Origin of the sequence: Phyllobacterium sp. CCNWLW109 (genome assembly GCF_037203905.1) — a bacterium.
Classification (GTDB): domain Bacteria; phylum Pseudomonadota; class Alphaproteobacteria; order Rhizobiales; family Rhizobiaceae; genus Phyllobacterium; species Phyllobacterium ifriqiyense.
Window position 1 is genome coordinate 339,845 of record NZ_JBBCBK010000003.1, and the last position, 22,329, is coordinate 362,173.

17 protein-coding genes, 1 tRNA gene and 1 pseudogene are annotated in these 22,329 nt (G+C 50.8%); 15 read left to right on the forward strand and 4 right to left on the reverse strand.

Annotated elements, in window-relative coordinates; translation table 11 throughout:
• Window positions 1–5: 5 nt before the first annotated feature.
• The 5 genes from V9K92_RS12165 (at window position 6) to V9K92_RS12185 (ending at window position 4,155) form a co-directional block, all read left to right on the forward strand.
• A complete protein-coding gene (locus tag V9K92_RS12165; protein WP_115054801.1) occupies window positions 6–1,838 on the forward strand; it encodes an ABC transporter ATP-binding protein in 1,833 nt (610 codons plus the stop codon).
• The gene (dapB, locus tag V9K92_RS12170) at window positions 1,835–2,671 is read left to right on the forward strand and encodes a 4-hydroxy-tetrahydrodipicolinate reductase (RefSeq protein WP_115054582.1); all 837 of its coding nucleotides are present in this window, start codon (window positions 1,835–1,837) and stop codon (window positions 2,669–2,671) included. Before V9K92_RS12165 ends, dapB begins: the two co-directional genes overlap by 4 nt.
• A 26-nt stretch (window positions 2,672–2,697) precedes the next feature.
• A complete protein-coding gene (locus V9K92_RS12175; protein WP_115054581.1) occupies window positions 2,698–3,318 on the forward strand; it encodes a 2,3-bisphosphoglycerate-dependent phosphoglycerate mutase in 621 nt (206 codons plus the stop codon).
• Window positions 3,319–3,496: 178 nt separating this feature from the next.
• A tRNA-Leu gene (locus V9K92_RS12180) sits at window positions 3,497–3,581 on the forward strand.
• A gap of 94 nt (window positions 3,582–3,675) precedes the next feature.
• Window positions 3,676–4,155 carry an Arm DNA-binding domain-containing protein gene (locus V9K92_RS12185; protein WP_337354098.1) on the forward strand — a complete coding sequence of 160 codons (480 nt, stop codon included), beginning with the start codon at window positions 3,676–3,678 and terminating at the stop codon, window positions 4,153–4,155.
• Here the strand turns inward: V9K92_RS12185 and V9K92_RS12190 are convergent.
• Window positions 4,114–4,575: a hypothetical protein gene (locus V9K92_RS12190; RefSeq protein ID WP_337354099.1), complete on the reverse strand. Its 462-nt coding sequence runs from the start codon at window positions 4,573–4,575 to the stop codon at window positions 4,114–4,116. The two genes, V9K92_RS12185 and V9K92_RS12190, sit on opposite strands and share 42 nt — an antisense overlap.
• A gap of 230 nt (window positions 4,576–4,805) precedes the next feature.
• The gene (locus tag V9K92_RS12195) at window positions 4,806–6,581 is read right to left on the reverse strand and encodes a calcium-binding protein (RefSeq protein ID WP_337354100.1); all 1,776 of its coding nucleotides are present in this window, start codon (window positions 6,579–6,581) and stop codon (window positions 4,806–4,808) included.
• 596 nt (window positions 6,582–7,177) lie between these two features.
• Between V9K92_RS12195 and V9K92_RS12200 the strand changes: the two genes are divergently transcribed.
• The 7 genes and pseudogenes from V9K92_RS12200 (at window position 7,178) to V9K92_RS12225 (ending at window position 15,447) form a co-directional block, all read left to right on the forward strand.
• Window positions 7,178–8,038, forward strand: a complete 861-nt coding sequence (locus V9K92_RS12200; protein ID WP_337354101.1) for an FkbM family methyltransferase — start codon at window positions 7,178–7,180, stop codon at window positions 8,036–8,038.
• 138 nt (window positions 8,039–8,176) lie between these two features.
• A complete protein-coding gene (locus V9K92_RS12205; protein ID WP_337354102.1) occupies window positions 8,177–8,464 on the forward strand; it encodes a DUF982 domain-containing protein in 288 nt (95 codons plus the stop codon).
• A gap of 203 nt (window positions 8,465–8,667) precedes the next feature.
• Complete coding sequence (locus V9K92_RS12210; RefSeq protein WP_337354103.1) at window positions 8,668–10,215, forward strand: calcium-binding protein; 1,548 nt, start codon at window positions 8,668–8,670, stop codon at window positions 10,213–10,215.
• Window positions 10,216–10,670: 455 nt separating this feature from the next.
• The gene (locus V9K92_RS12215) at window positions 10,671–12,368 is read left to right on the forward strand and encodes a Hint domain-containing protein (RefSeq protein ID WP_337354104.1); all 1,698 of its coding nucleotides are present in this window, start codon (window positions 10,671–10,673) and stop codon (window positions 12,366–12,368) included.
• Between the two features lie 681 nt (window positions 12,369–13,049).
• Window positions 13,050–13,172: pseudogene (locus V9K92_RS22860) on the forward strand (calcium-binding protein); the annotation flags it as partial.
• A 144-nt stretch (window positions 13,173–13,316) separates the two neighbouring features.
• Window positions 13,317–14,783, forward strand: coding sequence for a calcium-binding protein (locus V9K92_RS12220; protein WP_337354105.1), 1,467 nt, complete (start codon window positions 13,317–13,319; stop codon window positions 14,781–14,783).
• Window positions 14,710–15,447 carry a calcium-binding protein gene (locus V9K92_RS12225; protein ID WP_337354106.1) on the forward strand — a complete coding sequence of 246 codons (738 nt, stop codon included), beginning with the start codon at window positions 14,710–14,712 and terminating at the stop codon, window positions 15,445–15,447. The genes V9K92_RS12220 and V9K92_RS12225 overlap by 74 nt, the downstream gene beginning before the upstream one ends.
• A 304-nt stretch (window positions 15,448–15,751) precedes the next feature.
• On the opposite strand, the gene V9K92_RS12230 is transcribed toward V9K92_RS12225, so the two are convergent.
• Entirely contained in the window at window positions 15,752–15,973 is a 222-nt protein-coding gene (locus V9K92_RS12230) for a hypothetical protein (protein ID WP_337354107.1), read from the reverse strand.
• Window positions 15,974–16,350: 377 nt separating this feature from the next.
• Here V9K92_RS12230 and V9K92_RS12235 point away from each other — a divergent pair, with 377 nt between their 5' ends.
• The 3 genes from V9K92_RS12235 (at window position 16,351) to V9K92_RS12245 (ending at window position 19,963) form a co-directional block, all read left to right on the forward strand.
• A complete protein-coding gene (locus V9K92_RS12235; RefSeq protein ID WP_337354108.1) occupies window positions 16,351–17,436 on the forward strand; it encodes an extracellular catalytic domain type 1 short-chain-length polyhydroxyalkanoate depolymerase in 1,086 nt (361 codons plus the stop codon).
• 629 nt (window positions 17,437–18,065) lie between these two features.
• On the forward strand, window positions 18,066–19,469 hold the full coding sequence (locus tag V9K92_RS12240) for an HD domain-containing protein (RefSeq protein WP_337354109.1): 1,404 nt from the start codon (window positions 18,066–18,068) through the stop codon (window positions 19,467–19,469).
• The gene (locus tag V9K92_RS12245; RefSeq protein ID WP_337354110.1) at window positions 19,448–19,963 is read left to right on the forward strand and encodes a hypothetical protein; all 516 of its coding nucleotides are present in this window, start codon (window positions 19,448–19,450) and stop codon (window positions 19,961–19,963) included. Before V9K92_RS12240 ends, V9K92_RS12245 begins: the two co-directional genes overlap by 22 nt.
• 304 nt (window positions 19,964–20,267) lie before the next feature.
• Here V9K92_RS12245 and V9K92_RS12250 read toward each other — a convergent pair whose 3' ends face one another.
• Window positions 20,268–22,274, reverse strand: coding sequence for an aldo/keto reductase (locus tag V9K92_RS12250; protein WP_337354111.1), 2,007 nt, complete (start codon window positions 22,272–22,274; stop codon window positions 20,268–20,270).
• Window positions 22,275–22,329 lie beyond the last annotated feature (55 nt).

Here is a 22,329-nt window from a genome sequence, read left to right on the forward strand (position 1 = left end):
CTGTCATGAATGGTGTACCCAAGAAGAACAAAATCGACCCGACCGAGGCCAGGCGCGTCGTCGGCAGGGTGCTTGGCGAAAATGTCCGGCAGCACCGCTCTTCATACACTGTTGCAGTTTTCGCAATGCTGGCCGTGGCGCTAAGTACCGCTTTTGTTGCCTATATCTTTAAGGATGTAATCAACAAAATCTATTATGAGCGCCGCGAAGACCTCATCATACCGATCAGCCTCGGCATTCTTGCCGCGTTCGTTATCCGCGGCGTCGCGACCTATGTACAATCAGTAACGATGGCAAAAGTCGGTAACAGCATTGTGGCGCGTTACCAGCATCGCATTTTTGACCATCTGATGAAGCTTGGGCTCGACTTTTATCACGATACGCGTTCCGCACAGCTGGCGGCGCGGATCAATCAGAATATTGGTGGCGTTCGTGAGCTTCTTGATATTGTGGTCACGACAATCGGCAAGGATATTCCAACCCTGATCGCTCTTGTCGGCACAATGATCCTGCTCGACCCGCTGCTATCGCTGTTCGCTTTGCTGATCGGCCCACCAGTGCTCCTCACCGTCCGTTACCTGACCAAGCGCCTGCGGGTCATTCATCGTGAATCAGTGACCCTGAATTCACACCTTTTGGGCGCGATGCAAGAGGCTACGCAAGGGATAGCCATCGTCAAGGCTTTCACCATGGAAGACCAGTTGCGCGGCAAGATCAGCAAATTGATCACACGCGCCGAGGAGCGAGCCAATAAGATTTCACGCGTGTCCGAGCGGCTGACTCCCGTGACAGAGCTCATTGCGGGTACAGCCATTGCATCAATGATCATGTATACGGGCTTTCGCGCCGTTTATGATGCACAGCCTCCCGGCGCCATGTTCAGCTTTATCACCGCTGTGCTCCTCGCTTATGACCCGGTTCGCCGTCTTGCCCGTGTGCAGGTTGGCCTTGAGCGCTCGCTCGTTAACGCCCGCATGATCTATGAAATTCTCGACATTGAGCCGCGTCAGGCAGATAGCATCGGCGCCGTGCCGATTACGGTGCCCAATGGCGAGGTTCAATTCGATAATGTGAGCTTCGGTTATGGCAATGGCATTCAGGTTCTCCACAATGTCAGCTTCACCGCAGATGCAGGCAAGACCACCGCAATTGTCGGTGCATCGGGCGCCGGTAAATCGACACTGATCGGTCTCGTTCAGCGCTTCTATGATATTGATGGTGGACGTATTCTGGTTGACGGCCAGGATATTGCCCATGTCAGCAAGCGGTCGCTGCGCCAATCCATCGCTTATGTCTCGCAGCAACCCTATTTATTCGAGGGCACTATTGCCGACAATATTCGCTACGGACGTCCCGACGCGACTGATGAAGAGGTTATCGAGGCGGCCAAACTTGCCAATGCCGATGAGTTCATTATCAAGCAGCCCCAAAGCTACGGCACCGAAGTGGGCGAAAACGGTATAACGCTTTCAGGCGGTCAACGGCAGCGCCTTTCCATTGCGCGCGCCATTGTCCGCAATGCGTCCATTCTCCTGCTCGATGAGGCCACTTCAGCGCTCGATAATGAATCCGAAAAGCGCGTACAACAGGCTCTTGAACGCAGCATGCAGGGCCGCACAACCATCGTCATCGCCCATCGTCTTTCGACTATTGTCAACGCGGATCATATTGTCGTTATGGAAGCGGGACGGGTTGTGGAAGAAGGCGTTCATGAAACCTTGCTTGCCCGGCCAAATGGCGTTTACGCGCGCTTCTATCAATTGCAGGGCAAGGATGAGTCACCCATTATTCTTATGGATGAAGACGAGACTGCCGAACGCATGGGACCAACGGAATGAGCATAGAAAATCCGATGAAGCTTGCCGTAACCGGTGCTGGCGGGCGCATGGGGCAGACCTTGATTCGCATCATACAAGCGACACCGGGCGCCACACTTGCCGGTGCCATAGAGCGCTCTGGCTCGCCGCATATCGGTCAGGATGCAGGCGAACTTGCCGGCGTTGGTCACCTCGGTATTCCAATTACCGATGACGCGCTTTCTGTTTTTGTCGGCGTTGAGGGCGTGCTTGATTTTACCACCCCTGCCGCGACCATTGAATTTGCCGAATTGGCTGCACAAGCGCGTATCATTCATGTGATTGGCACAACAGGCTGCTCCGCTGAGGATAATGCTAAGATTGATGCCGCAGCGCGCCATGCAGTGGTCGTCAAATCAGGCAATATGAGTCTTGGTGTCAATCTGCTTGGCGTTCTGGTCAAACAGGCAGCAAAAGCACTCGGTGAAGAATTCGATATCGAGATTCTTGAAATGCACCACAAACATAAGGTCGATGCGCCATCAGGCACAGCCCTGCTGCTTGGAGAAGCGGCTGCTGATGGCCGGGAGATCGGCCTTAGCCAGCACAGTGTTCGCGTGCGCGACGGACATACAGGCCCCCGACAGACTGGGACGATCGGTTTCGCCACCTTGCGCGGCGGCTCGGTGGTCGGTGACCACTCTGTCATTCTTGCGGGTGAAGGCGAGCGCATCACGCTGTCCCACCATGCGGAGGACCGCACTATCTTTGCGCGCGGCGCAATCAAGGCCGCACTTTGGGGCAAAGGCCGCAAGCCTGGTCTTTACTCCATGCTCGATGTGCTTGGCCTCAGCGATCAAAGCATTTCCAACTAAATACTGCCTTAAAAGGAGTCTTCAGAATGTCCGGAACCCTCGTCCTCGTTCGCCATGGCCAGAGCGAATGGAACTTGAAAAATCTTTTCACAGGCTGGCGTGATCCGGCTCTGACTGAGCTCGGCCACGAAGAAGCCAAGGACGCCGGCAAACGCTTGAAGGCAAAGGGTCTGAAATTCGATATTGCTTACACTTCCGTCCTTTCGCGCGCGCAAAACACCCTACAGCACATACTCGAAGAGGTTGGTCAGACCGGTCTTCAAACCATCCGCGATCAGGCCTTGAATGAACGCGATTATGGCGATCTCTCCGGTCTCAACAAGGATGACGCGCGTGCCAAATGGGGCGAAGATCAGGTGCATATCTGGCGCCGTTCCTATGACGTGCCACCACCCGGAGGCGAGAGCCTGCGCGATACCGGCGCTCGCGTTTGGCCGTATTATCTTCACGAGATTCAACCCCACGTCCTGCGCGGCGAAACAGTTCTGGTGGCTGCGCATGGCAATTCATTGCGCGCGCTGATCATGGCGCTCGACGGCCTGACAGGCGAAGAGATCGTAGCGCAGGAACTCGCCACAGGCGTACCGATTGTCTACAAGCTTAATGCCGACTCGACGATCGCATCGAAGGAAGTGCTAGCAGGGTAATCGTTCAAGCGGCTGAGCGATTCCGCCGCTTCACCATGCAAACAGCGCTCGGGAATCATGTATTGCGTTTCCGAAATTGTCCCACACTTGTCGTGGCATTCAATTTAACAATGAATGCCCGATATTGGCCAATATATGCATTGACAGACTCTTGAGCGCCCCTTAGATGAGACGCGCTGCCCAGATGGCGGAATTGGTAGACGCGCACGGTTCAGGTCCGTGTGCCGCAAGGCGTGGAGGTTCGAGTCCTCTTCTGGGCACCAAATTCCAATTCACAGACGTTCACCAACGTCCGTAAGTGACTAAAAAAGCCCCGTTAATTCGGGGTTTTTTCTTGTTTACCGTCCACCGGCGTTCATGGCTGGTTGTTGGCATCCACAAATTTTGTTGGTATATTCGGGGTGCTTTCCTGAAAAAGCCAACATCGGATTAGATGGATACCAACAAGTGCCTTTGACCGATACGCAAATCAAAGCCATCAAAGCTAGCGATAAACCCGTCAAATTCAGCGACGGGGGCGGGTTGCATCTACTGGTTACATCGCAAGGCTCAAAGCTTTGGCGTCTTGCATATCGCTTTGACCGCAAGCAGAAAACGTTAGCGCTCGGTTCTTATCCAATAACGTCCCTTGGCGATGCTCGTAAGAAGCGTGACGCGGCCAAGAAACTATTGGCATCCAATATAGATCCATCGCAGCAGGCCAAACTCGATAAAATCCATCGACAGACATCGAATGCCACAACATTTAACGCGGTTGCTGACGACTTTCTCAAAAATAATGCCCGCAATGTAAAGCTAGACGCCAGGCCAACGATAATCAGTTTTCGCTTTCCCTGAGCACGTGTATTCGTAAGCAAACTGACCCGTTGTGATATCGCGGCAAGCCCACACAAGCTGACCATACTGGTTGTAGAACATATCCCAATCGGAGCCCGCGTTATATCCGCCTCCACCTCTGCAACCACTGCTGCTGTTTGCGCATGCAACCGCAACCGCACCGACCAATAGAACCGCCGCTCCAGCAGCGATGGCAGTGTTTTGCGCCTGAACAATTGAAGGGCAATTGAGTGGAGCAATCCCGCGCCGGGTAAGTTCCACCTCAAGATCGAGCCGGAACGTCGGGTCCTGCGCCTTCAGGTAGGCACGGCAAATCGACGTTTTATCCCCTTTGGTTTTATCCTTGTAAAAACTTTCACTTGAAGTTGTGCAGCCAACACCAATCGTCGCCACCATCAGCAGCGAGACAATTCTTTTCATTATACCCCATCCCCGTGTTCCCCACATCAATCAATCGGCATTCGAGGGGTTGCACAAGCAGAGCGCGGATAGTTGGGCTAATCACTTCTAGCTAGTTTGGCCCGTTAAGGCGGCGGAGCTGTTAGAAAAGTGCCATAATACCGTTGGAGCAAATCAGTTTCCAAACGCAAAAAAGCCCCGGCACCTTTTGGCACCGAGGCTGGTTAATTGAATGGGCTAGGTTTCCCCACTCAGATGATTAGAAAGTCTGCATTGGTCATCGCAAGACCTTTGGACAGGGTTGCGAATTGAACTGCGCCACCCGCCGCCGAGCCATTGCCGTCGTAGAACAACGCACCGGTGGACGAGTTGTAGATTATGCGGTCATTGGCATCGTGCGCGGCAGCACCGATATGGAACGCTGATGCTGCCAGAGCTCCGGTAGCGCCCAGCGCCGTAAAGATGGCATTGTCTAACCAAGCCGTATCCGCAACCACATTGAAGTCGGTAATTGTATCGCGATTGGTCGTGCTGTTTGTCGCTGTGTTGAAAACAAATGCGTCCCTTCCTTCGCCACCTGTCAACGTATCAACGCCCGCACCACCGCTGATGATATTGGCTCCGGTATTGCCGACCAGATAGTTGTTCAATGCATTGCCGGTGGCATTGATACTGGACGATCCGGTTAACAACATATTCTCAATATGCTGTCCGCCCAACACAAAGGAGACCGATGTTGAAACCACATCGGTACCAACAACATTCCCCTCAAGGATCTTATCTCCGGCATTGTCGACGTAGTACTTGTCATTGTCAGCACCGCCACTCAAGGTGTCGGTGCCAGTGCCACCCCCCAGCGTGTCATTGCCATCGCCTCCGTCCAAAAAGTCATTGCCCGCGCCGCCGTCCAAAAAGTCGTAATTATCTCCGCCATACAACGAGTCATTGCCAAGGCCTCCATACAAGGCATTGTCTCCCGTATTGCCGGTAATAATGTTGTTGAGGGCATTGCCTACGCCGTTGATGTCGTAAGAACCAGTTAAGGTGAGATTTTCGACGAATGGATTAGCAATAGTGAATGCGATAGACGTGTAGACAGTATCTATACCTAAGGTATTTTCCTCGATTACCTTATCTCCAATGTCGTCTACATAGTATGTGTCATTCCCGACACCGCCCAACATCGTATCTGCACCGCCACCGCCATGCAGCGCGTCATCACCTTCGCCGCCGTTTAGCGTGTCATTGCCATCACCGCCAATGTACTGATCGTCACCATATAGCGTGTCATCGCCATCGCCGCCATTCAGTGTATCATTGCCAAAGAAGCCGCTCAAAAAGTCATTGCCAAAACCGCCGTCCAAAAAGTCATCGCCGTTTCCGCCATACAAAAAGTCGTTACCATGGCCGCCGTCCAAGGTGCTGACTCCGTTATTGCCGCCAACAATAATATTGTCGAGCGCGTTGCCAACGCCATTGAAATCGCCAATACCACTAAACGTGAGGTTTTCGACGAATAGATTAGCAATAGAGAATGAGATGGACGTGTAGATAGTATCTGTGCCTGCACCGTCATCCTCTATTACGCTGTCCCCAACACTGTCCACATAGTACGTGTCATTCCCAAAACCACCGGACATCGCATCATTACCATATGCACCTTCCAGCTTGTCATCCCCATCGCCGCCGTTCAGCGTGTCATCGCCATCGAACCCCTCCAAAGAATCATCGCCATCGCCACCGTTCAACGTGTCGTTGCCATAGCCGCCGTCCAAAAAATCATTTCCAGCATCGCCGTTTAAAATGTCATTGCCATCGCCACCATTTAGATCGTCGACCCCATTGCCGCCGTTCAGCGTGTCATTGCCAGCATCGCCGTCCAAGATGTCATAGTCATCGCCACCGTTAAGTTCGTCATCGCCATCGCCGCCGCTCAGCCAGTCATTGCCACCGAAGCCATTCAGGATATCATCGTCGATGCTGCCGTCCAGACGATCATTACTACCCGTTCCATTTATCACCGCCATGCACCCATCCCCTATCCATTAAAGGTCTGCGGCCCTTTTGCCGCCGGAATATATCAATACAAACACAGGAGTCTTGGGTTGGAAATCCCCCTCACTAACTTCGGAGATGACGACATGCTGCACAGTTAATTGCGCTCCTCGACTCGATATGGGTCAGCTGATCTCAAATCTCGATTGCAGACACGCCGACTGCTCTTGACTCTTATTGATGACAATACTGCACTCGCACTTGATGCAACCGTGGCCGAGTCCTTAAGAATACATATGTCGAAATCAATGAAGAAACCTTATGTCTGAAAAGCAAGACGAAGAGATTGAGGCGGTGTGGGCTGATAAATCTCAAGAGTCCAAGGTGGTTTGGCCGAACGGCTACTATCAACTTGGGGTAATTTGCGTCGGAATAATCCTATTGGTCATGGTCATACTTGCCCTGGAATATGACCCAATCTTATCGAAAAAGTTCTGATGTCTGAAATACCGCCCTCGCCCAAGCCCGAATACACTGCACCGGACTATTCGTGCATTGAAGCGATCGGATTGATTCAACGATAACTTCAATCTAATCTCGATCGAGGGGCATATGATGGGGCAACGGAATGAACTATCCCTTCGTGGCGGATATCAAATATCGGGATAGAACAATGCCGTTCTCCATCGCCGATGCAGTGGGGTACGAATGGTATATTACCGTTGACGATAACCATAATTTACTACGTGAAAAATGCTTGCACTTCGTCAAGCCCGGATCTCACGTCGTTGATTGCGGCGCGCATCACGGCCTCATGACCGTGCTGTTTGCGCAAAAGACTGGACCGAAAGGGAAAGTGACGGCCTTTGATGCACTGGAGAGTAACGCCCAAGTCGTTCGAGAGAATGCAGTCTTAAATAGAATGCCGAACATAACGGCCCACGGCAAGGCAATAGGCGACAAAACCGGCACCCATAAAGTATTAGCCGATACCAGCAATGTGATACTGAACGACGAGATGATCCACGCCCCAGACGGCGACTTCACGGTAGAGGTTATTGCTCTAGACGATGCGTTGTTAGGGGATGTTGATTTTCTCAAGATCGACGTAGAAGGCCATGAAGTCGCGGCGCTGCACGGCGCGCGTCGACTGCTCAGACAGTTGCCTGTGCTGGATATCGAGATCCATAATTTTCTTTTTCCGAGCGCCAAAGACCATTGCTTTGCGCTGCTAGACGTTTTGCCGGTTGATGGATACTTATTCTCAATTGATGAAAGCGCCCATTGGTGTGAGGCACATGAAATCAATATGTACTATCTCTGTTCGCTGCCTAACCCGCATCTGATGGCGAAGCCTAAGGCGCGCACCCGGTTGGAAAAATTTCTGCGACGTAAGTTTGATATCGTTTTGCCGCACTGGCTTCGTGAGATGTTGAACAGGCGGGGCAGGATTGATTCGAAAGAGTTTAGGGACAGCGGTAAGGGATAAACCTCGATTTCATGGTCCACAAGACAGACCGCAATCGTACACTTTCTTATTATATCCCCCGATGGTTTACTTGACCATAACCACTTTACGTCCTGGCCAAGCGGGAACTGTTTCGCTGCAAGAGTCGTTCACCGACTCATGGAAGATAAACCCTTCAAAGAAGTAACCGTATTGACCCGCCAGCTCGGCAAGATGAACGTCATCACCTCCATCATGCAGGCGGCAGAGTTCATTGTGAATGAGTGGCCGGGAACGGATACTGAAAGGCTAGATATGGCCAAGCATGCACTGCTGGAATGCTACGATGGCAAGCTGTCACCCGGCGTTGCTCGAATGGCTTTCATTGAGGCCGCCAAGGAAGCTGACATATACGTCCAGGCAGTTGGTCGCCCCGCCATCCACCGGCAAGCTGGAAAAGTGGCGTAAGGGCAAGATGCACCCCAGGGCTTAGCACGGCAATTCTATTATCGCAGCCGTAGCCATACGAAAAACGACTCGTGCGAGACGGACTTATCAATTCGCGTCAGGGAAACGCGTTGATCTAGCCCTTATGATGTATAGACACTGTTTTACGCATGCATTCTACTTCCGCGAACGGGGAACAATAAACAACAGATTGGGAGAGAGTGATGCCAACAATTAATCAACAACAGGCAGGCGATCCAATCGTCATACTGTCGAACTACGTTCAACGGGATGGATGGGGAATCAATTCGAACACTGAAACTAGCACTAGCTTCTCATTCCAAGACCTAACTGCGCCAGTGACATTCGGCTCAATGACGGTAACTGGTACGGATTTTCTATACCTTAATTATGAAGGCCAGCTCATTCCGTTTAGTGGAACGGTGGAATCTATCAAGATAAATCCCGGTTTCTTCCTTCCCGGGCAACCCCCTTATGTGCCTCTCGAAATTACCGGTCTTGGCCTATCAGTCCAACAGCTATTTGCGGCTGCTCAGAGTGGGGAGAGTGCAGTTCGGACGTTGTTTGCTGATCTGGAATGGATATGGAACGGTTCTTCCGGAAACGACAGTTTCACCGGTGGAAATTTGGGTGACGTACTCAGAGGTAACGACGGCAACGATGTCATCCGCGGCGGAGCTGGAAGTGACACGATTGTCGGAGATAATGGCCTGCCAGCAAATGACGGCAACGACACCTTGTTTGGTGATGCTGGTAACGACTTCATGTATGGATATGGCGGCGAAGATACTGTCCGCGGGGGAACGGGCGACGACTATGTGTCGGGTGGCACGGAGGACGATTCTTTATACGGCAATGAGAATAATGACAGACTGTACGGCCAATCCGGCAATGATACGCTCGACGGCGGAACTGGTTTCGACAAGCTGGATGGTGGAGCAGGTGCGGATAAATATTATGTCGACAGTGTCGGAGATCAGGTGATCGAGGGCAATGTGGTGGGTGTCGATGTAGTATCCACATCAGTGTCATTTGCTACAGGCGGACAGCACATTGAAAATGTCCTTTTAACTGGCTCTGCCAATATCAACGCAACAGGAAATGCATTGGCCAACTATCTGGTTGGCAACAGCGGCAACAACTCACTAAACGGCGGAACCGGAGCCGATACGCTTCAAGGTGGAGCAGGCAACGACAAATATTATGTAGACAATTCTGGAGACAAAGTGATCGAAGCGAATGTCGCGGGTATCGACGTTGTATCCAGTTCGGTATCTTTCTACGCTGGTGCCCAGTTCATCGAGAATGTGCTTCTGACCGGATCAGCCAATATCAATTCGGCAGGCAACTCACTCAACAACTACATCGTTGGTAACACTGGCAACAACCTTCTTAACGGTGCTGCTGGAAACGATACGTTAAGTGGTGGCCTAGGAAACGATGCTTTCCTATTTAATTCCGCACCAAACAGTGGCACCAATCGCGATACAATTACCGACTTCAATGCGGTGGCGGATACGATTTGGGTGGAGAATGCCATATTCACTGCACTCGGGACTACCGGCACTTTGGCAGCGGCGGCCTTCCACATTGGGGCAGCAGCAGCGGATGCCAGTGACAGGATCGTCTATAACTCGACCACCGGCGCCCTAACCTATGACAGCAACGGCTCTGCCGCTGGCGGTGCCACCCAGTTCGCAACGCTCGGTACAGGTCTAGCTTTGACGAGTTCCGACTTTCTGGTAATCTGACGCAGCTCTCAATGAAACCGCCGCCTGTCCGAAGGACAGAGCGGCGCATGGCTTGACCGCAAAAACCGAACTTAAGACGGGAAACGGCAACCGAGTACGCTAAACGACTACGAGAGTATCATAAACGATACATGATTTAAAAGCAGAAGCTTTTCCATCGCGAAGAAAAAAGCACTAGCTCTGTCGTCGTGTTTTGTCTGAACGTTTCGTGCATCAGCTTGATGACGATACCTACATGTGGGCTTGTAGCAGAGCTGGTCACAACCCAGCGTGAGGCCCGGCATTAATTTTCCCCAAGAAAGACCGCCGGGCTTCATTCGAGCCTGAGGTAGTAGTTTCGAAATGGTGGCTTTCACCGGGCTGCGGCGCTTACCACCTCTTTTTGAAGCCAGCATTCTAACGATTCAATAACGGCAGCTGGACCGGAGTGGTGCGGCTCGTTTTGGGAGGGTTTCGTGGCAACAACTACCTGGATTGGGGGCACTGATAACATGCAGTGGTCAAATCCCAACGTCGACCCGATTTTCAATCCTTGGAACACTTCGTCAAACTGGGATAACGGCATTCCAGGAATGGGCGATGTCGCAATCCTGAACAACACCAGCACTACTTCCTATGTCGTGGACGTAGCTAGTTTAGTATTAAACAACTCCTCGCTGCTGGTCAGCAACTCAATACTGGTCGGATACCTCAACCCCGGAGTGATTTCGGGCGGTTTGATATATTTGCATGGCGCCAATTTCATTGCCGGTTCTGGCGTGTCCTCAGCCACAGGGATAGTTGAGATTGGCAGCGGAGCTTCTTATGAGTGGAATGGCACGAATTCTACCCAAACCATCAAGATGGCATCGGTTGATCCCGACCATTCGCCTGTGGAGAGTTCTGTATTCTCTTTCTCCACTCAGTTTGACGGGACCATTGAAGCTTTTTACGTGCACAATGTTATCAATTTCAATGTGAATGGTGCCAGCATAACCGGGATGTCCTTAGACGGTCATACGGTGACTTATACGACAACGGCGGGCAACTACACGCTAAAGTTTGGTGACAACGTCGATGTCTCTGATCTGATCTTCGATGTAAGCACTGGAAAAATCACCACACTCCAAATTGATCCAAACGCTCCATGTTTTGCGAAGGGAACATTAATCCGTACAGTCAGGGGGGATGTCGCCGTTGAAACTTTAAAAGTTGGAGACTTGGTGGTCACGTCAAGCGGTGCTGAGCGTCCGATTGTCTGGCTTGGCTGTTACAATCTGAAACGCACGCGCTCGAGCCAATACGAGATATCCCGCCCGGTTCGTATTCAAGCCAATGCCTTTGGTGAGCAACAGCCATACGCCGATTTGTGGATCTCCCCCGGGCATGCCGTCTGCGTGCGAGTTCTGGATGAAGTGCTTATTCCAATCGGTTATCTCATTAACGGTGCGACAATCAAACAGGTAGATGTCGCTGAAGTCACTTACTGGCACGTGGAGCTCGATAGCCATGACATCCTGATAGCCAACGGCTTGCCCACAGAAAGCTATTTGGATTGTGGAACGCGAGCATCATTCCAGCAAAGCTCGTGCAAGCGGCGCGGAATCGATATCTGCGAGGTTACCGCACAATATTGTCGCCCCCTGACGTTGGATAGATCATCCGTAGAAGCTGTGGCTATTCGGTTGCGTGAAAGAGCCAAGCTACTCGGCTGGTCGACGACAAGTGATATGGATATTCATGTTGTTGCCGATGGCATGCGTATTAATCCGCAGGGCACCGGTAATCTGATGCGGTTCCAGATTCCATCAAATGCTCGGGACGTCCATATTTTATCAGAAACGTTTATACCGGCGGAGTGGTCTGACGGCGGAGACACGCGAAAACTTGGTATCTCCTTCAATGGGTTCCAGATCAGCGATGACAAAGGACAATGCCGTCGTATTGAGATGGCGGACGTTTACCTGGATCAGCAATGCCACCCCGTCGAATCTTACGACAACAAATTATGGCGATGGACCAAAGGTTTATTAAGGGTGCCAGATACGTTATTCGCAGACCTTTATGGAAGCAGATGCTTGGAGTTGAGCGTGAATGCTGGCGGTCAGCGGCGATGGATACCCCCGGCGCCACAGGTGAACAGCATAAAACCTTTGCCACGCAACCAGAGATGATTGCTGCTTGACCATCGTGAGCAAAATCAATGCTTTAAGTGAATTAAATAGGTGGTTTTTGCACCTCGGCTTGATAGCGCAACCTCACAAAACCTCACACGACCGTTCATCGGCTCAAAACGGAAAACCCCATAGAAGCCCGTACACAGCGTTCTAAAGGATTTCGAAGGATTGACCCATGCTGCGCATTCAATTGCGCTCCTCGTCTCGATACGACCCAACATGAAGACTCTGGGCATTAAAAATCCAACCGCTGTTGACCCTTCCAGGCAATGAGAACATTTTAGGAACAACGCGGGCAGATTGCGGCTGCTTCAAACACAGTTTAAAACTGGAACTCTGTCTGGGATGGGAAGCGGACAGGCTTGTCTCGAAGGAGAAAGCCACGAACGAACCGGAACCGGATTATGAGAGCAAAGTTGGTCAACTGATTGCCGAACATGGCGGTGATATTGTTGCCACGATTGCCAGGCCGGTTGAAGCTTAATTCGCTCCAGAATGGCATTAAGAATTTGCGTTTTAGAAAATCAACAGTCAATCATAGAACAGTATTGATAATTAGAATTCCTAGGATGGGTTAGCAAATGGTACAGCACGGATGCCGATGACGAGATTTGGGCGAGTGATGGCTGGCACGTTTATGGCCTAAAGGGGAATGATATAATCCACTATGGAACATACATCGATGCTGGTGACGGCAATGATATTATCTATGACGGCACAGACGATTCCACCATATTAGGTGGGAATGGCAATGATACCATTTACGATTCTTACGGCAGTGACACTGTCAACGCTGGGTCAGGTGATGACTATTTTGCGTTCTCAGGTTCGCATACCTACACGACGGACCACAATGAAGTTGATCTTGGATCCGGCAACGACACGGCATATGTGGCTCTTGCCGACATTGCGGGTACTACCAGCACCTTAGTAGGAGGGGCTGGCTTGGATACATTGATACTAGGCGGTGAAAATATGGGCCTTGGCCCCCAAACACTTGACCTGCGTGGCCTTTCTAGAGGAGGCATACTAAAGATAGAAGGCTATACAATCTCCGGCTTTGAACGTGTTTCTCTCGCTGACACGTTCGCTATTCAGAATGTCCAATTTGGCGAGCTGAATGATTATTTTTTTGGAGAAGGCGACTTTAATACCGTATATGGCAACGGCGGAAATGATTTCCTGCAGAGTGGTGCAGGGATAGGTAATCGGCTATACGGCGGCGCTGGCAATGACATCATTGCGGCACTTGGCGCAAATAGCAACAATCCCCACATCGCTTCTGGCGGCGATGGTAATGACATGATTATCGCTAGTTTTAGTAGGTACGCCGATTACGATGCGAATAGCCAGTTGTCGGGAGGTTCGGGCGCCGACGGCTTTGTAAAAATGCACCTTCAGGACAGCAGAGAGGCAGACACCATCGTTGATTTCAAGGCAGGGGAGGATTGGCTTGGATTTGGTTTGCAGAGCGCAGTACATTACGATTTAGATGTAACTCGCCGGATTGATATGCCGAAGTACAATATTGTAAACAATGCTAACAATCTAAGTTTCGACACTCTTTATTTTGGTTCTTTGGGTCCACAAGGGGCTGCTCATTTTTCTTATGATAAGAAAACCGGAATACTCTCCGTTGAAAAGACTGAACCGGATGATGCAAGGCATGGCGTACAGTTTTACCTAAAGGGTGCTCCTGATCTAGCGCTGAGTGATTTCTTTTCCATGACGATCCAGCGCGGGGGTGACGGCAACGATACTGTCTATGGCAATAATGATTCCAACTTCTTGAAAGGTGACACCGATGTTTTTGGCATAGGTGGTAACGACACAATTTACGGAGAAGGCGGTGATGATCAAATCCAAGCCGGTATGGGTAATGATTTTATAGATGGTGGATCAGGGGCAGACCTGATGTTCGGCGAAAAAGGAAACGACATCTACATCGTTTCTGAAGCGGGTGATGTTACATTCGAGAACGCTAGTGAAGGCATGGACACGATCCGATCAGCTATTAGCTGGACGCTTGCCACAAATGTCGAACGACTTGAATTACTCGGCTCCGCCAACGTGAGTGGCAACGGCAATGCGCTGGCCAACACTCTGATAGGCAATGCGGGAAGCAACGTGCTCAGCGGTGGGACAGGCAACGATGTACTGGATGGTGGCGCGGGTGCAGATCGAATGGATGGCGGCGCTGGCAATGACACCTACTATGTCGACAACGCAAATGATTACGTGAATGAAATCGGCACAAGTGGCGCTGACAGGGTGATATCATGGAACTTTCAGCCTTTCCGATACATACCGTATCGGTGGTGCCGTAGAATACCTGACCTTGGCCGGATCGACCAATATCAATGGTACAGGCAACTCACTCAACAACCTTCTTCACGGCAATGGCGGCAATAACGCGCTGTACGGGTTGAGCGGGAATGACACGATCTACGGCTGGACAGGTAACGACACTCTCGACGGCGGCGTAGGCAGCGATACGCTCGACGGCGGTGCCGGAAACGATAAATACTACGTCGATAATATCGGTGATCGCGTCTATGAAGGTAATGTCGCTGGTGTCGATGTCGTGTCCAGTTCTGTGTCTTTTGCTACTAGCGGACAGTTTATAGAGAACATTCTACTAACCGGCTCGGCCAGTATTAATGCCACTGGCAATGCACTAAACAACTATCTCGTTGGCAATACCGGAGCCAATATCATCAGCGGTGGTGCGGGCGTTGATACGTTGACAGGTGGCGAAGGAAGGGACGCATTTGTTTTCAACACAGTGGCAAACAGCACGACCAATCGCGATACGATCACCGACTTCAACGTCGTGGCTGATACGGTCTGGATGGACAATGCTGCATTCGCAGCCCTCGGTGCCAATGGCACGCTCGCAGCTGGCGCTTTCCACATCGGAGCAGGCGCTGCAGATGCGAGTGACCGTATCATCTACAACTCATCCTCTGGCGCTCTATACTACGATGCCGATGGATCGGGTTCAGGTGCGGCAGTGCAATTTGCCACTTTGGGAAAGGGTCTTGCCCTGACCAATACGGATTTCCTCGTGATCTGAAACACGGACAATCGAAAAGCCCCGGCGTCCTTGCGGATGCCGGGCTTGCTCATATCTCAATTTTTTCAAACATTATTGTGATTTGATAATCGTTTGCTGCTGCATCAGTTTGTCGGCATGCACCATATTATTCTCATCATCGGATCTATCGCCGCAAATTGGCTGGCATGCCTTTATTTCCCACGCGGCCCACTCGGTTAGTTCGACGTTCAAGGAACTGCGGCCTGCCTCCGGTCACGCTCTATTCGCTCCAACCGATCCCACAACCGTGAGAACACCGGGGCTGATTGATAGGAAGATTTTGTTATCCCCGTGCGTAAAAGCCACTAAGCAAATTAGTGGCAGCAAAATGGGTGACTGCTCCGAAGGCAAGGCAAACCAGTGCGGCAACCATCCATTTATACGCTGAACCATTACTTCTCGTCATTGCAGCAACAAACGCAAGAATGATGGCCAAGCCATACAAATAATAAAATCCGTTAAAGACAGAGAACAAATAGAGTACTGTAAAAAACACGTCATTCATTAGCTGCGTCATCCCCCTGTCTGAGAATTGGTACACTTAATTGGAAGGCAGCGCTATTCGCCTCTCCCGCTCGACACGCTCCGGTCGATCCAGCATTTGCATATTCAAATCACGCTGACCGAAGAACCCGGATTGCGTCTGTTTAATCTCGTCTACTGCGCTGCAGGTTCATGTCGGCCGCAATTCGAGCTTCGCGGTCTGCCGCGAGTTGCGCATCATATGAAAGCCAAGCCCGCTCGTGCTCCTTGCGGGGCGACTGTTTGTCCATCAATTTATCAATATCGCCAGATTCAAAATTATTGTGCACCGCAGCAACTATTTCGCACTTGCAGCATTGCTGTAAAGTTGATGTGAAATTCTTCACAACGAGGTGCGCAATGAGAACGATTTCCGACACAATCAGGCGGTTGAATAAACAGCAGAGCGTCCTGTCCAGCGGAAGTGCAAACAACCGAGGGCGATTGTCCCCTCTCGCTGATTTTGGTTCCAATCCCGGACAATTGCGAGGTTGGACTTACCTCTCAGACAAACTGCCGCCCGACGCCCCGCTCGTTGTGGTTCTTCATGGATGCACGCAGTCGGCCGACGATTATGATGTTGGTTCAGGCTGGTCACTTCTTGCCGAGCGCTACGGATTCGGCGTGCTTTTCCCAGAGCAGCAAAGAACGAATAATCCCAATCTCTGCTTCAACTGGTTTTCCACCAGTGACACAACGCGCGGCGAAGGTGAAGTTTGTTCAATTTCACAAATGATCGAGACCCTGCTGAAAAACCACCGGATTGATCGAACGCGCGTCTACGTGACGGGGCTTTCTGCAGGGGGAGCCATGACCGCGTCGTTGCTGGCAACTTATCCTGAATTATTCAATTCAGGGGCGATCATAGCGGGGATTGCACACGGCACGGCATCCACCATTCCCCAAGCATTTGACCGAATGCGAGGTCATGGACTTGAAGATGGGGCCGCACTTGCCGCACACGTTCGTCAGGCTTCGAGCCATAAAGGCCCTTGGCCGAAGGTATCAGTCTGGCACGGAACGGCAGACACCACCGTAGACCCGATTAATATGGAAGCGGTTATTGGCCAGTGGGGAATTCTGCACGAATTAGACCGACCTGCATCAAAAAGCACTCTTGACGGACATCAGGTTCGAAAATGGCAAAATGCGGACGGTCAAACAGTTTTGGAGGCTTATGCTATCAACGGTATGGCTCATGGCACTCCCATAAACAGTAGAGGTAAAAACGCTGTCGGGTCAGCGCGGCCCTTCATGCTCGACGTAGGGACTTCATCTACCTGGCATATTGCTCAATCGTGGGGGCTAATCGGCAAATCCACAGAGACCGCTTCGGTTTTAAATCCGACGGCCGGCTTGTACTCAGCATCTGCAGACAAACAGAACGGCAATACGATTAAGAACACGATTGAAAACGCTCTCAAATCGGCTGGTTTATTGAAATGAGGCCGACCGCGCCTCAAGCGGCCGTGGAGCTTCAACCAATGGAACACAGTGATGCAAACCAATGGAACACAGTGATGCAACAGGATGACCGACTTCAACCGGTAAGCTAAAGCTCTATTTATAGGGATTTGGTTGTTCTTTTAGTCTTTGTCTCTCAATAATTTTACGAAGCCTATCAATACGTTTGATTTCAAGATGACCATTTATTCGAAGTGCAATCCCAACAACTAAAGCAAGAAGTGCATGAGCGCGCGGCTTCAATGAAACGTTGGTTGTAAAAGCCCTCCGATATCTTCGCCGCTAAAAAATGGCGGTTAGAGCGCAATCCAATTGAGACGGACATCATCCTGTAAAGTCGCGCCCCAAACCAAAGCTCCAACGGTTGTCATCTGTGGCATGTCCCATGTGAACAGCACTGAGTTATTGACTCAACCAGCGCGCCTCCCAAAACAAGTTAAGAAGCAGAATTTCCCCACGAAAGTATCACTGCGCTTTGAGACATGACTAACCCCCAAAGCGGAGGACACTTGCCGAACTCACTGTAATGCTGCTCTATGGTTTCGAGGCGAATCACCGCAAATAACACTTGCAATTATTACGCGAACAAAATAAGAACAAATAGGGAAAAAATGGTTCAGAGAATTCGTGATCCACTGCATGATATTGTGGAATTCTCGACGTCAGAATTAGAGCGTATTCTGTGGAAGGCCATGCAAACTCGACCTTTTCAACGTCTCCGTCGGGTGAAGCAGCTTGGTTTCTCTGATTTAGTTTATCCTGGCGCAAGTCATTCTCGTTTCGCACATAGCGTGGGTGTATTCCATACAGCGCGGCAACTTATGGAAATTATTCGCTTACAGTTGGACGAACGGCAATCGAGTAAGGAGACAACGTCTCTGGCAGCCGCCTTGGTTCACGATTTGGGGCATGGTCCGTTCAGCCACGCATTTGAGGAAGTCGGCAAACGCCTTAAACTCAAATTAGCAAACCATGAAGATATGAGTGATATCCTAATTCGCGATAGTGAAGTAACGGGCGTACTTAATGAACTAGGAAGCGGCACAGCAAGCGATACGGCTGATATCATCTTAAAGGGTGGCGTTAAAACCGTTCATCACGCTGTGGTTTCAAGTCAATTTGATGCGGATCGATTGGATTACATGAGACGAGACAGGTTGATGACCGGCACACAACATTCGGCAATTGATTTTCCGTGGCTCATGGCTAATCTTGAGATAGGGAGCGTTCCCATTGGCGTTGACGATGTCGAAACGGGGAAAATTGATACTTTAGTTCTTGGCCCGAAATCGGTTTACGCCGCGGAAGCTTTCGTCCTTGGTCTTTTTCAATTGTACCCTACGGTTTATTTTCATAAAACCACACGCGGGGCAGAGAAGTTATTTTCGGAGTTACTTGTTAGAGCTGTCGAACTTGCCCGCATGAAGAACATTAAGTCCACGGGGCTGCCGAAGAACCACCCCTTGATTAAATTCGCGTTAAATCCAGAAGATGTGGACATCGCACTTTCCCTTGATGATACGGTGATTTGGGGCGCTCTATCACTAATGTGCGAGGGTTCAGATCCATTGATTTCGGAATATGCTTGCCGATTGAGAGATCGAAAGCTGTTCAAGTGCGTTGATATTCGCAATATCGTATCGGGCAAGATCAATCCAAAGAGCAGCAATGACTTGGGAATCAAGTATCAGGTCGATGTATGTTGCAAAGCGATTGATGAGAAAATTGATGAGTGGAAAGCGGCTAATGAAGGAGCAGGACCAAGAGTTCTGAAAGATGAGGCGACGCGGTCGCCTTATAAATCAATTGAGATATCAAAGGGCCCTCTTGACCGGATTAACATCCGCACCTCGGAGGGGCTGATTGATCTTAAAGAGCGTTCCGCTGTGGTGGCTGCACTTCAAGACTTTAAACTTTTTCGTGCATACATCAGCTTTGAGGATTCCTTGGCTAAGGATGCAATTACCAAGATTGTAGAAGGAGAAATTGAGACATGTCTAAAGCAAAAGCACTAAAAGCAGCGGCTATTGTGCAGGATGCCGGAGGGCATATCGTCGGACGTACTCGCTTGCAAAAAATCGCCTATATTTTGGTTGCTTCGGGCCTAGAGGAAGAATTTGCGTTCTCTTATAAGCACTACGGTCCCTATAGCGAAGATTTGGCTCAGCTGACCAGCGACGCAAGTTTGCTAGGATTTATCAAGGAAACTGAAAAAACAGCTTCTTGGGGCGGGGTTTATTCAGTTTTTGATATAGCAAATTTTGCTGAGGGAAATCCTTCCGTCGAACGCGAGCCACTTGCGAAACTTGCAGCCGCTGCTGACGCAATCGAATTGGAACTAGCTGCCACCGCCTTGTATCTAGCAAAAGAAGGAATTGGAGACCCATGGGCCGAGACTGAACGTCGGAAGCCTGAAAAGTCAACGGGTGGCAGACTGGAACGTGCAAAGGATCTTTATCACAAATTAAGTGACCTACCAAAACCTACAGCTTGGCCACAGATAGCCTAATTATCGCACTTTGATCCGCTGGTATTTTTGTTGGCATTCTCGCATATGTCCATACACTAACTTGAACAAAAACAAGAAATTAGCTTATAAGTTCGACGCCTCTTCTGGCACCAATTCTCTCTCACACAGGTCCCATGACCTGTTGGAAACACTCAAAAAGCCCGGTTTTCTCTGGGCTTTTTTGTTACCTGCTGATGTCTTAACCGAGTTTGGACGATTGATCCGCAACAGGGTTGCTTGTTGTCATGCGTCAGCTCGGCCGGACGGCAATCAACTACCATCCGGCCGAGGTACCCGATAAACACTATCCTTCAAGCCATTTAACCTCTTCCGGCGTCAATTCCATATTGAGCGCCGACAGGCTGTCTTCGAGTTCATCGAGATTGCGGGGTCCGATCAATGGGATAACGGGAAAGGGTTGTGCAAGCACATAGGCGAGCGCGATGTGGATAGGGTTGCGACCAAGCTTTTTGGCTAGCTCATATGCCCTTTCACGTCGGTCGAAATTCTTTTCAGAATACCACACCCGCACAAGCTCTTCGTCATCACGCTTGTCGCGCCCTGCCCGCTCTGTGAAAAAGCCGCGTCCCTGGCTGGACCAGGCAAAATTGGGAATCTGCGTGGCATCAAGCCAATTTTTCCATGTATCATCCGATGCTGCTACACAACCATCCCATATCGGCACAAGCATTTCAGCGAGGGAAAAATTATTGGACAATGCCGCTGGCGCTGTCTTGCCGTTCTTTTCGGCATAGGCGATGGCTTCGTTCATCCGCTCGCGGGTCCAGTTCGAACCGCCAAAAGGTCCGCGAATACGGCCTGCTTTTACCTCTGCATCCATCGCATCGACAAATTCTCCAACCGGGATATCGATATTGTCGCGATGCATGAAATAGATATCGACATGATCTGTTTTGAGCCGGTCAAGCGAACGGGATAATTGCTTGCCGATCATGTCTGGATAGCAGAGTGGAGAATGTGCACCTTTTCCTATCACGACAATCTCTTGCCGTGGAATGCCTCGACTGGTGTGCCAGTCACCCAGAATCTCCTCAGTCTTGCCATTGGCATAAATATGGGCCGTATCGAAAAGATTTCCCCCAGCTGCGTAATAGGCATCAAGGGTTAGGGAGCCTGCCGCAAAGTTTGGGAAGAACTCGAAACCGAGCGCAACAGCAGATAGAGGTTTTTCGAGGCCGGCTATGGTCCGTTTCGGTACAGTGTTGCCGGGCCTGAGCACATCACCCGAAATAGTTTTTGTGCGAGAAGCGGCTTTTTCGGCCGTATATTCGAGACCAATTGCCGCCCGCCACTGATCAAGCACCCGCAAATTGCCGATAGAATCAGCCCATTCCATACCCGGGGCAGCAAATTGTTGATGTCCCCCATGGATAGCATCGCTTACCGCATCAACTTCGAACGAATAAAGCCAGCGTTCCTCTTTTATCTCAATCGTTTCATGCGTCCCATCGGACTTGAACAATTCCAGCTTGCCAACACCACCCTTTTGACCAGAGGCATACCAGAAATCCTTGACTTCAATCCTGCCGCGCGAACCGATAATGCGAAGCGTATTGTCCTGCTCGGCCATAATGGAGCAGGAGACTTCGGCGATCACGTCATTTGGAAACTTGAGAATGGCTGAAGCCCATTCATCGACGCCTGTCTCGCCAAGATGGCCTGCGCCGAATAGAACTTCAGGCTCAAGGAAATTCTTCCCTTCCATACTTCCTGCAATCAGGCGCGCCATAGAGACCGGATAACAACCAACATCAAGTATGCCGCCGCCAGCGGTAGCATTTGCAAAGAGGCGATGATCCGGTTGTACACGCCCCATATTGAACCCGAAACTTGACCGGATGATGCGAAGATCGCCAATGGCTCCTTCTTTGATAAGCTCTATCAATCTTCGGGTTTGTGGATGAAACCGGTACATAAACGCTTCGCCGGCAAACTTGCCTGCCTTTCGTGCCTCGTGGAAAATGGCTTCCGCCTCGAAGGCGCTCAAGCCTATGGGCTTTTCCACCAGCACATGCTTGCCCGCACGCAGAGCCTTAATCGCCCACTCCGCATGGCCGGTATGGGGCGTCGCGATGTAGATCGCATCTATATCGGACTCATTCAACAGAGCCTCATAGCCGTGGACAATACGGGCGTTTGGGAAACGTTCCACAAGCAGAGGGTTGTCCGGGTTACGCGAACCTATGGCGATGAGTTGACCGGAGTGGGAATGGGCAATGCCATCGGCGAAGGTTCTGGCGATGCTGCCTGGGCCGATAATGCCCCAGCGGATCAGCTTTGTATCATTCATGATATGTCCTCCTTGGGACTTTTGACGGGTTTTGCCTTGGGAGTTGGCGCGGCTG